The sequence below is a fragment of the Pseudoalteromonas sp. P1-25 genome, assembly GCF_001401805.1.
Taxonomy (GTDB): domain Bacteria; phylum Pseudomonadota; class Gammaproteobacteria; order Enterobacterales; family Alteromonadaceae; genus Pseudoalteromonas.
On the sequence record NZ_LKDW01000007.1, the window covers coordinates 129369 to 142064 of the forward strand.

At 40.2% G+C, this 12696-nt stretch carries 7 protein-coding genes; all 7 read right to left on the reverse strand.

All coding sequences use genetic code 11. The annotated features are described in order from the left end of the window. Positions 1 to 7: 7 nt before the first annotated feature. Positions 8 to 244: a glutaredoxin family protein gene (locus tag AN393_RS06875; RefSeq protein WP_055015999.1), complete on the reverse strand. Its 237-nt coding sequence runs from the start codon at positions 242 to 244 to the stop codon at positions 8 to 10. Continuing rightward, positions 237 to 2354 carry a bifunctional 23S rRNA (guanine(2069)-N(7))-methyltransferase RlmK/23S rRNA (guanine(2445)-N(2))-methyltransferase RlmL gene (gene rlmKL, locus AN393_RS06880; RefSeq protein WP_055016000.1) on the reverse strand — a complete coding sequence of 706 codons (2118 nt, stop codon included), beginning with the start codon at positions 2352 to 2354 and terminating at the stop codon, positions 237 to 239. The genes AN393_RS06875 and rlmKL overlap by 8 nt, the downstream gene beginning before the upstream one ends. 89 nt (positions 2355 to 2443) lie before the next feature. Next, complete coding sequence (locus AN393_RS06885) at positions 2444 to 2974, reverse strand: cell division protein ZapC (RefSeq protein ID WP_055016001.1); 531 nt, start codon at positions 2972 to 2974, stop codon at positions 2444 to 2446. A gap of 130 nt (positions 2975 to 3104) precedes the next feature. Then, positions 3105 to 4115: a quinone-dependent dihydroorotate dehydrogenase gene (gene pyrD, locus AN393_RS06890; protein ID WP_055017690.1), complete on the reverse strand. Its 1011-nt coding sequence runs from the start codon at positions 4113 to 4115 to the stop codon at positions 3105 to 3107. 117 nt (positions 4116 to 4232) lie between these two features. After that, on the reverse strand, positions 4233 to 9074 hold the full coding sequence (locus tag AN393_RS06895; RefSeq protein WP_055017691.1) for an NAD-glutamate dehydrogenase: 4842 nt from the start codon (positions 9072 to 9074) through the stop codon (positions 4233 to 4235). Between the two features lie 213 nt (positions 9075 to 9287). Beyond that, a complete protein-coding gene (locus AN393_RS06900) occupies positions 9288 to 11609 on the reverse strand; it encodes an RND family transporter (protein ID WP_055016004.1) in 2322 nt (773 codons plus the stop codon). Continuing rightward, positions 11609 to 12604, reverse strand: coding sequence for a YCF48-related protein (locus AN393_RS06905; RefSeq protein WP_055017692.1), 996 nt, complete (start codon positions 12602 to 12604; stop codon positions 11609 to 11611). The genes AN393_RS06900 and AN393_RS06905 overlap by 1 nt, the downstream gene beginning before the upstream one ends. Positions 12605 to 12696 lie beyond the last annotated feature (92 nt).

Here is a 12696-nt window from a genome sequence, read left to right on the forward strand (position 1 = left end):
TGCTCTTTTATTCTTGCGCTAAAAATTCATGCACTGTTTGTGCATCAAACGGCCAATACAAAAGTTGGCCAGTTTTGCTTTCAAATACAGGAATACTTAACTGAAAACGCGCTAATAATTGCTCATCAGTCATAATATCGGTTAATTGAAGTGTGTTTTTATTACCTAAAACTGATAATAAAACCTGCTCCGCTTGCTCACATAAGTGACAGCCATCAGTGTGGTACAAAACAAAACTAGCCATGGGTAATCAACCAGCTGTTGTGTATTTTTTTATTCCGTTTGAAGTCAGGTGATAACGTTTTGTCTGAAATATTTTCAGCTTTTAACCCCAAGCCCATTAAACCTACTTCATCCATTACAAAACCACGTTTGTTATTAGAAAAAATTAATGTACCCGACGGGCTCAAGATTTTTTTAACCCAAGTAAGTAATTTAATATGATCGGTTTGCACATCAAACGCATCTTTCATTCGTTTAGAATTAGAAAACGTTGGAGGATCTAAAAATATTAAATCGTATTGGCCTTGAGCGTATTCTAGCCATTTTAAACAATCAGCCTGCTCAAAACGGTAACGGGTATTGCTAATATCATTTAACGCAAAGTTATCTTGGGCCCACTTGAGGTAGGTTTTTGATAAATCAACAGTGGTAATTGCTTTTGCACCACCGAGTGCCGCGTGCACAGAGGCTGTACCTGTGTAGGCGAATAAGTTTAAAAAGCGTTTGTCTTTTGCATTTTGCTGAATATAACGACGCGCTAAACGATGGTCTAAAAATAGCCCTGTATCGAGGTAATCAAACAAGTTTACTTTAAACTTAGCGCCAAACTCTTCCACCACCATAGTACGGTTTTGTTTAGCCATTGGGGTATACTGCTCTTCCCCTTTTTGTTTTTTACGCACTTTAACGGCTATGTTTTCAGGCGCAATGTTTAGCTGCTGTGCAGTTAAGCTAATCACATCTTGAAGACGCTTTTCTGATGTTTTTTCATCAATTTCTTTCGGCGCTGCGTATTCAAAAATAACAGCAGAGTCGCCATAAATATCAACCGCTACGTTGTACTCAGGAATATCAGCATCATAAACGCGATAAGCTTGTACTTCGTTTTGTTTAAGCCAATTTTTGAGGCTCTGCTTATTCTTTTTTAGACGATTAGCAAACGACATTGAGCCTTCAAAATTAAGCGCCGGTTTGTCGTCACTTGTCAGGCTTACTTGTTTATCATCTAACTGATATAAATTTAGTTCTACATCTAATGGGCCATTTTTAAATTTATAACGCTTTTGTTTAACCAGTTTTAACAGCTTAAATAGGCTTTCATCCATGCCTAGTAACGCAAGCTTCCAATGATTAAAGTGCTTTTTAAAACCCACTCCCATGCTGCGGTGTAAATTTACCAGCTCGGCCATAGAACCAATACGCTCACCGTACGGTAAGTTAGAAATTACCACGCCAGGTAATTTAGCGACAGAGGTAAGCTTAGTCGCATCACTTTGCTTAAACTTAATAACATTACCCAGCTCTGCTCGCTCAGCATTGGCAATGGCTTTATCAAGAACTTGCGCATCGTAATCATGGCCAATTAACCACAATTTAGGATCGGTAATTTGTGCAATTAATTCCTCACGCAGTTGTTTAAATTTAGCCGCTCTAAAACTGGGTAGACGCTCAAACGCAAACCCTTCTCTAAATAAACCAGGTGCTTCGTTACGCGCCATGCCCGCCGCTTCTATTAAAATAGTGCCGGCACCACAACATGGATCAAATAAAGGTTGATTTACATTTTCAAGCCAACCACTGCGTTTAATAATCGCTGCCGCTAAATGCTCTTTAATTGGGGCTTTACCTTGGCCTTGGCGATAACCACGCTCAGATAAACGAGGACCCGAGTAATCAATATACAGAGCAACACCATGACGGTTTAAACGCGCAACAACACGCACGTTGGCATCTTGCTTATCCACATTTGGGCGCTGTTCGTATAAATCATTAAAATAGTCAACAATTGCATCTTTAATTACCAAGCCTGAGAACTGGGTATTTTTTAAAGCGTCGTTGGTACCAGTAAAATCAACAGCAAATGTTTGTGTTGGTCCAAACCATTCTTGCCATGGCTGAAATCGAGCAAATTTATACAGGCTATCTTTATCATTAACGCCTTCTTTTTCTTCAATAAGCATCAGCACACGTGTTGCATAACGAGTTGATAGACAAACCTTTTGCGCCAATGTTGAATCTGCCTCAAAGCGAACAGAACCCACAGTTTGTTTAGACACGGCAGCGCCTAGTTCTGTTAGTTCATCAACAAGTAAATTTTCGATTCCGATAGAAGTAAGTGCGATAAATTGCAAAGTAATAACCCTTAATAGCTAATTGCGCAGGATTATAACATAGGTTGGCTGACAAACACTTGATAAACGCAGCTCGATTTATAAATTTGCTAAGCTGATTTACTCTGGTATTGCTCAAGTAATAGAGGGTGAACGCGGTTGTTTAAAACGCGGATAACTTCAAATTGCTCAAGAGACAAATTATCATCAAGTTTGAATGTTTCATTAAGGTTTAGGCAAATTGACGCATCAGGGCAATGTTCAACAATTAAAAACTCACCAGTTTGTGCTTTTGAGGTAAGTTTAACGATGGCTTCTGTACTTGGCTGGGTGCCAGTGTACTCTTCAAAAAACCAACTTTTAGCCAGTACCGGTTTTAAGTGAAATTTTACAGCAGTGGCATTGAGCGCAATTTGGCAAATTTGTGCAGGCTTATACAGCTCAAAACCATCTAAGTAATTGTATACTTGCTCATAAAAAGCAGCATCTTCTAAGCTAAAACGCGGGTTTTCAAATACACAGTCGGTGAGCTGTCTTAATTTATACGGTGTGCATAATTGCATATCGTCATTTAAATCAAGTAGTAAGCGGTTTTTATTTGCACATGCAATCCACTGCCATTGTTTTGTTGCTTGTAACATTTGCCTCCTCCTTGTTTAAAAATTTATTTTTAATTAAGACATTAATATTAGATTATAACGGCTTTTGACCATTTTTAAAACATTTGTTTAGAACATTTATTGAACGATCAAAAGCTTACATAACTGATCCTTATAAGGAATCAACGATCGATTTTACCAATTGTGGCCCTTTGTAGATGAACCCAGTATAAACCTGCACTAAATTTGCCCCAGCATTTAACTTTTCTTGAGCGGATTGCGCATCATCAATACCGCCTACACCAATGATGGGTAATTTACCTTGTGTTAAACGTTTCAGTTCGCTAATTACCTGCGTAGAGCGCGCTCTTACAGGGCTGCCAGATAAACCACCGGCCTCATCGGCGTATTGCTGACCCATTACTGCACTGCGTTCAAGCGTAGTATTTGTGGCAATAACACCATCAATTTTATTATTTAAAAGTGACTCGCTTACCTGCTCAATTTGTATTTCATCAAGATCTGGCGCTATTTTAACCAGCATAGGTACTTGCTTATTATGTTTGGCAATTAAATCGAGCTGCTCATTTTTTAAACTTTGCAATAGATCATCAAGTGCAGCGCCATATTGTAAATCACGCAGACCTGGCGTATTAGGAGAGGATATATTGACAGTAATATACGAAGCATGCTCAAACACTTTACGCATACAATGAATGTAGTCGTCTTTGCCTTGCTCATTTGGAGTATCTTTATTTTTACCAATATTAATACCTAAAATACCGGTGTATTTGGCATTTTTTACGTTATTAACTAAATTATCAACCCCTTTGTTATTAAAGCCCATTCGGTTAATAATGGCATTTGACTGAGGTAACCTAAAAATACGCGGCTTATCATTGCCTGCTTGCGGGCGCGGGGTAACTGTGCCGACTTCTACAAAACCAAAACCCATTTGGCTAAAGGCATCAATACATTCAGCGTTTTTATCTAAACCTGCAGCTAAACCTACAGGGTTTTTAAACTCAAGGCCTAAAAAGTTGACTGGTTTATCTTGTAATTGTTGAGACCAAGCTGCGTTTAAAGGGGTGTGAGCAAAACGGCGTAAGTTATTAAGTGCAAACTCATGTGCCCATTCAGCATCTCGGGTGAACATAAAACGGCGGGCTAGATCGTAAAACATGAATTGTTCCTCTTAAAATTACAGACAAAAAAATACCTCAGACTAGGCTGAGGTATTGTATAACAATTTTAACAATTAACTGATTATTTACTGAATAAATAACCCATTAAAGCTAAATTATTTTCCTGAAGTATCACAGTTGTGGCTTAACAACATCAATTCGCGCAGTGCAACTGAGAACTTAGCAAAGTCATGGCTTTGTGACGTTTTAAACTCAGCTAACATTTGCTTCCAACGCTGTAACAATAGATCTTGGCTTGCCATCCACTGGTCAATTTGATTATCAACATCGTTTTCGTCACCTTCAAAGCTGTTTAGCACAACATGAGAAAGTGTACGTTGTTGCCAATCAAGCTCTTCACGGTACGACGCTCGAGCTAGTGCTTGCCAATGGTTAGAGACAGGCTGATTAGTAATTTGGTCTAAGAACCAGTGTAAGCCCATACGCGAGCCAAGTTTAAAGTAGGTATTAGATACCATCGCCACGCTGCGGCCAGAATTATGCGCTATTTCAGCAATATCCATAACAGAAAACAGGCTAGAAAGGTCAATAATACGCTTAGCGATTTGCTTAGGCACACCTTTCTCTGCTAGCTCGTTAGCCTTACCCGCAAGGCATTCATGCTCTTTATCTTGCATGTACGTATTTAAGTTTTCGCTTAAATCTTTAAACGTGGGTGCAAAGAACTCGATTGCTTGTTCAATTGTTTGTGATTTATTACGATGACGTAAGAACCAGCGTGTTGCACGGCGAACAGTACGACGTAGTTGGTACAACATTTCTGTTTGAACTGCAGCTGGGATTTTATTATCTAGCGCGCTGATTGATGACCAGGTTTCACGCATTTCAAAAATCTCACTCGCAATTGAATAACACATTGCGATTTCCGCTTCGTTAGCACCGGTCTCTTCGTTCATGCGTACCATGAAGTTTAAGCCCATATCATTAACGATATTGTTCGCCAGTTTTGTCGCAATGATTTCTTTACGCAGTGGGTGATTATCCATCGCGTCGTTAAATTTTTCACGCAGTGGACGCGGGAAAGACTTAACTAGTAGCTGACGGTAATAAGGGTTTTCAGTAATTTCATCTGTTACTAACGACTCTTTAAGCACCATTTTTGCGTACGAAACTAATACTGAAAGCTCTGGACGTGTTAGATCTTTTCCTGCTGCCGCGCGCTCTGCCAGCTCTTCATCAGTTGGTAAAAACTCAATGGCACGGTTTAGGTTACCTTCTTTTTCAAGGGCATGAATAAAGCGGATCTTTTCTTTAAGCGTTGATGCACCTTTAGACTGTGTAATCGACAATGTATGTGTTTGACGGTAACAATCTTTAAGTACAAGCTCAGACACTTCGTCGGTCATAGAGTAAAGTAATTCATCACGTTGTTTACGTGTTAAATCACCTTCTGAAACTAAGCCGTTAAGTAAAATTTTAATATTTACTTCGTTATCTGAACACGCAACACCGCCTACGTTATCAATAAAGTCGGTATTTACACGCCCGCCTTTGGCTGCAAACTCGATACGCCCTAATTGGGTTGCACCTAAGTTACCACCCTCACCTAAAATTTTAGCGCCAAGGTCTTTACCGTTTATGCGCAGCGCATCGTTTGCCCGATCGCCTACATCAGCGTCTGTTTCGTGGCTATTTTTAATGTAAGTACCAATACCACCGTTCCACAGTAAATCAAATTCCATCATTAATGAGGCTTTGATTAACTCGTTCGGTGTCATGCTTGCTTTTTTAGTGCCCAACATTTTTTTCATTTCTGGGCTTAAAGAAATCGACTTAGCTGCGCGCGAGAAAATCCCACCACCCGCTGAAATCAGATCTTTATTGTAATCTTCCCACGATGAACGAGGCAGGTTAAACAAGCGCTCACGTTCTGGGTAAGACGTTGCTGCATCTGGTGTTGGGTCTACAAATATATGCATGTGGTTAAACGCAACTTGCAAGCGAATGTGCTTAGACAATAGCATGCCGTTACCAAATACATCGCCGGCCATATCACCAATCGCAACCACAGTGAAGTCAGTAGTTTGACAGTCAATATCCATTTCACGGAAGTGACGTTTAACAGACTCCCATGCACCTTTTGCTGTTATGCCCATTTTCTTGTGGTCATAACCTACTGAACCACCTGATGCAAACGCATCACCTAGCCAGAAGTTGTATTCGTTAGCAATACCATTAGCAATATCAGAGAAGGTAGCTGTGCCTTTATCGGCTGCAACTACTAGGTATGGGTCGTCTTCATCGTGACGAGTTACATTAGCTGGCGGTACAATTTCACCTCGCTCAATGTTATCGGTAATGTCTAATAAACCACGGATGAAAATTTTGTAACACTCTTGACCTTCTTTAATAAAAGCTTCGCGCTCACTTGGTAGTTGCTTACATACAAAGCCACCTTTAGAACCTACAGGAACAATTACAGTGTTCTTAACTTGTTGCGCTTTTACTAAGCCCAGTACCTCAGTACGGAAATCTTCACGACGGTCTGACCAACGAAGACCACCACGCGCAACTTTACCACCACGTAAATGCACCCCTTCTACACGCGGAGAGTATACAAAAATCTCAAATGCTGGCAGCGGAAGCGGCATATCAGGAATTAAGCTAGGCTGTACTTTAAACGACACGTAAGATTTAAACTGACCTGTTTCATCTTTTTGGAAGTAGTTTGTACGCAGTGTTGCCACAATCATATCTACATATAAACGTATAATACGGTCATCATCAAGGTTCGCTACGTTTTCAAGCTCTAAGTAAATTTGTGCACTTAATTTCTCAAGTGTTTTAGGGCTTGCAGGGCTTTTAACCGAGAATTTTTTAGCAAATAAGTTAACTATTTGCGCAGCAATATGCGGGTAGTTTGCAAACGTGCTCTCAATATAAGTTTGCGAGAAGGTAACCCCAATTTGGCGCATGTATTTTGCGTAGGCACGTAATATAGAGGCTTCACGACCTGTTAACCCCCCCATTAATACTAATCGGTTAAAGCCGTCGTTTTCAAGGCGGTTGCCCCATACATTAGTTAATGCAGCGCGAAAACGAGCGGAAATTTTATCAAAGTCGGCCATTCCTTTGCTGTCAATCAGCATAGAGAAGTCCATGATCCAATTGATACGACCATCACTTGTTTTAACAGAATATGGCGTTTCACCAACAACACGTAAACCAAAGTTTTCTAGCATTGGCATAACATCAGATAAGTGAATTGGCTCATCTTTATGGAACAAGCTTAGGCGTACGATATTGCTGTTAGCTTCTTCTTGCGGACGATAAAACAGCATTTCGAGCTTATTCTCGTCAGTTAGCAACTCTAGCTTTTCAATATCAACTACCGCAGCACTAGGAAGCACTTCATCTTTGTAAGAGCGTGCAAAGGCGTTGCAATATTTACGATTTAGATCATTACCGCGGGCTTCCCCTGCTGACTCTAACAGTGCAGATTGTAATTTATCTTCCCATGTACGAGCAGCTTCTACTAGGTTGTTTTCGATGTCTTTCACGTTATATTCGATATTGTTATCGGTCACACGAACGGTGTAATGGGTACGCGCCAGTGTTGACTCAGAGAAATAGGTAGTAAATTCGACTTTTTCGTCGGAATTAAAGGCGTTAGCTAAAATGTCTTGTGTTTCTCGGCGCAGCGCTGTGTTATATCGCTCACGCGGGACATACACCATGCAAGAGAAGAAGCGTCCGTAGGCATCTTTGCGAACAAATAAGCGACACATGTCACGTTCTTGTATTTGTAAAACACCCATTGCAACTTCAAGTAACTCGCTCTCGCGAGCTTGAACTAATTCATCACGTGGGTAAGTTTCTAAAATATTAAGTACCGCTTTGTATGCATGGGTGCCTTTAGCAAAGTCACACATATCCATAATGCGGTTAATTTTAGTTTTTAGAACGGGCACATCAGCTGCACTGTTGTTATAAAAGCTTGATGAGAATAAACCGATAAACCGGTCTTCACCAACCACATTACCTTCATCATCAAAGCGTTTAATACCTACGTAATCTATGTACGCTGGGCGATGAACGCGCGATACTGAGTTCGTTTTTGTTAATACTAGTAAGTTGCTACTAAGGGCCTCTTGGCGCGCAAATTCAGGTAATTCAGATAATAAACGCGTATGCTCATCAGTTGAGTTTTTCATCAAACCAAGGCTTGTGTCCATTTTACCTTTTAACTGGTAATCACCTTGTACAGGGGTAAGCTCGTACTCGCGATAGCCCATTAACGTAAAGTTATCTTTAGCCAGCCAATCTAAAAACTCTACGGCTTCAGATACTTCGTTTTTGTTTTTATTATGCTTACGTTTTGGTACTTCTTTAGTAACAGAGACTAGTTTTTCGCGAATTGGCTGCCAATCATCTACTGCAATAGAAACATCAACCAATACAGATTCGAGTTCTTTTTTAAAAGAGGCAATAACAGATGCATCAGTTTGGCGGTCAATCTCTATAAAGAATACTGTTTTAGTCGAGGTTGATTCTTGCTCTGCTTTTAAATTCGATAAGCCAGAGATTTGCGCGTTATCACCGCGCTGAATTTTTAGTGGGCAGTGAAGTAATAAGTGAGAAGCTATATTTTCACGAGTCATAGCCATACGAACAGAATCTACTAAAAATGGCATATCTTTAGCAATAATTTCTACAATTGTATGTGATGACTGCCAGCCATCTTTTGCTACTTCAGGATTGAAAACGCGAATTACTGCGTCGTCCGTGGTGTTTTTTTCTAGTGCATTCCAAAGGCTGAGTGCAGCACCGTATAGGTCACTATCATTGCGATTTGCCAAATCCTCTTTAGACATGTTGCTGTACAAGGCTTTGGCGAATTTCTCAACGAGTAACACATTATCAGCGTGAACTTTTTTCTGGATAAGCTTACAGACATTATCTAGGATAACCGAGGCTTGGCCTTCATTTCGTGTCATTGTATGTTCCTTAATCTATTACTGCTTTTAGTTAAGCAGAATATTTGTACAGCCATTTATTAGCGTGGAGTCAGTTAAATTCTAACCCTTTTAGCGCTAATAAACAGCCTTTTCGATGAAAACATTTTAAGCATTTCAGCTATTTGGTCATCTATTCACAAAATATAGATATAAATGACCATTACTGGTCATTTAGGAGCACAATTATTCACTTTATTTTTTCTGGTCGGTCCACAGTAAACTACCAATTGCAGGCAATAACAGCACTGCACCTAGCATATTTACTAAAAACATGAAGGTAAGTAGTATTCCCATGTCAACCTGAAACTTAAGATCAGAGAATATCCACGTACTAACACCTATCGCCAGAGTAATACCCGTAAACAAAACAGCGCTGCCACGCTCAACAAGTGCATTACGGTACGCCACACTCAGCGGCACGTTTTGCTTGAGTTGGCCCATCATTGACGAAAGTATATAGATACCGTAGTCAACACCAATACCCACACCCAGAGCTATAACAGGTAAAGTAGATACCGTTAAGCCAATTTCTAATTGCACCATAAGCGCTTGTGCTAGCGTTGATACGATATAAAGTGGTAATACCACTGCTATAGTCGCTTTTACGCTCTTAAAGCTTAACAAACACAAAATGATAACCGCGCCATAAACGTATAGCATCATCGGAATTTGCGCCGCAGAAACAGACTCGTTTGTTGCCGCCATTACTCCAACAGGACCCGAGGCTAATTTAAAGGCTAACTTATCTGTGCCTTCTTCTTGCGCAAATTGCTTAACACGTTGAATAACGGTATCGATTGTATTTGCTTTGTGATCATCTAAAAATATAATCACTGGCATAACTGAACAATCGCCATTAAGTAAGCCTGTGCTTGTTTCTACACGGGCAGTTGATTGTACTAAGCTGGCTGAATTACGCGGTAAGCTTTGCCATTTTAAGTTACCTTCGTTGTAACCTGCGTTAACCGATTGCGCCACAGAGCTTAAGCTCACAGCCGATTGCACGCCAGGCACATTTTCTACCTTGTACTGAAAACGGCTAATACGCGCCATCACATCGTGCTCTGTACACGCTGCAGGGTAAGCCTCAACTATCACTTTTAATATATCTGATGAAATAGTGTATTTGTCCGATATTAAAAAAGTATCCTGATTGTAGCGAGCATCTTGGTGCAGTGAAGGCGCACCTGCATGTAAATCACCTATACGCATTTTATCGGCTTGCCAGTAACCTATTGCAAATAACACTAGCGTAAACCCGATAATAATTTTTGCGGTTTTAGGGTTTGTGGCTTTTACCAGTAAATCGCGTATCGCATCTAGCATATTAGGCTTTTGCGAATCGCCAGATTGAATATGCACAGTATTGGCAAAATTCATATACGAAGCCCACACAGGCAATAAAATCAGATTAGTAAATATAATTACTGCTACACCTAAACTAGCTGTTATAGCAAGTTCACGAATAATACCAATATCAATAGTAAGTAGGGTTAAAAAACCCACCGTGTCAGAAAGTAGCGCAATACCACCGGGTACAAGTAATGCTCTAAAGCTTGACTGACAGCAAATACGGGTACTTTTGCCCTCGCCTACTTTTTTACCAATGGCGTTTATCATCTGCACGCCGTGGCTTACACCAATCGCAAATACTAAAAACGGTACTAATATAGACATAGGATCGAGCCCAAAACCTAAACTCGACAACAAACCCATTTGCCAAATTACGGCAATAATTGAACACGCTATAGGTAAAATGGTGAGCTTTAAACTGCCACAAAATAGCCATACCATAATAAAGGTAAAACCAATGGCAATAGCAAAAAACAGTACAACCCCTTTTGCACCTTGAGCGATATCGCCGGCCATTTTGGCAAATCCAATAATATGAATACTGACTTTATCTGTACTTAAAGGCTCTCTAACTTGCGTTTCTAACTTTTCTGCAAATGCAAGAGTATCTAGTTTTTGCTGAGTTTGAGGGTCTGTTTCAAGTAGTTGAGCGGTCACCATTGCACACGAGTAATCGCTGGCAATCATTCGCCCTACTACTTTTGCTTTTTCAATGTTTTCTTTTACAACCGCTAAGCCTTTTTGATCAGCTTTAAAGTTTGCAGGAATAATGGGGCCGCCAGCAAAGCCATCTTCAACCACTTCGACAAAACGCGCACTAGGCGCAAAAATAGAGTTAACTAATGGACGGTTTACACCAGGAATAAAATACAGTTGATCGTGTACTGCTTTTAATTGGGTGAAAAATTCGGGATTAAAAATGTTGCCACTGTCATCACACACCGAAATTAAAATGCTATTTGCGCCGCCAAATTGTTTTTCATGCTTTGTGTACACTTTCATGTATTCGTGATTTAGCGGTATATTTTTGTTAAACGAGGCGTCTAATTCAATGTGAGTGGCTTTATAGCCTAAAAAACATGTTATTAGCGCAAAAGCGATTAACATGATAGCACGGTGTCTAAACACCGCTTTTTCTAAAAAGTCTAAAAACGTATGCATTAAGGGTTCAACTCCTTCACTTTAATGCCATCTTCTGTTGCCATGACCAATTTATTATTAATTATTACCCCATCAAGAATAGCTTTCCCATCGGGGCGTTGCTCATGTGTAAGTAAGCCGTCTTTTAAATGAAAGATCACACCACTATTAGCCAATAATAACCAATGCGCGTTATTGTAATTTATGATGTTATTAACCGTGGCCGTTTTAACATTTTCAAAATGCTGCCATCGCTGTTCATTTTTATTTTTGGCAAATACATTTCCTCGAAGCCCTGCGACTATTTCTTGATCAGAGTCTGAGGCTACCGCAAAAAAAGAACCAGGGTAAATTTCATCGAGGCGTTGCCATGTTTGACCATTATCAGTGCTTTTGGCCATTAACCCCATTTCACCCACTAACATTAAACCACTGTCTGTTTTTTCAATTCGGTTAAAGTGAGGGAGTATAGATGCTGTTTCGGCTTCGTAGCCTTCGGGGTCATGTTCTTTTAAATCATTCAAATACTCTCTATCTTCACTAAAAAGTAAAGAGTCTAAAAAGCGTTTTTGCCAGTGCTTGCCACCATCACTGGTTTGATAAAACATGCCATAAGCGCCCACAGCAAACCCCTTTGAGTCATCCTCAAAGTAAATATCTAAACACGGCTTATCAAGCTCTGGCTTTGCTTGTTGTAGTTGCCAGTTTAACCCACCATCAGTGGTGTTAATTATTGTGGCATCGTGCCCACACGCCCAGCCATGGGTTTCATTAGAAAAGTCGACAGCCGTTAATAAAACTTGCGTAGGTACAGTTTGCGCTTGCTGCCATTGCTCAGCATTTTTACTTGTAATTACTGTACCGTGCTTGCCAACAGCTACTAAACTAGCACCTGTATGGGTAATATCAGTTAGTAAGGTTTTATTTGCGTTTATTGCGCTAATAGCATAGTGAGGTGCATCTTGTGCAACACTCGCACCGCTTATTATCAGGCTGGCATATACCAAATACTTCATAAATTTTAATCGCCTTGAACTGAAGGATTGTTTGTCTGTTTGCTGAGGAAAACCCTGCGTGTCGTATAGACAAACGCGATGAGAAAGAAAAA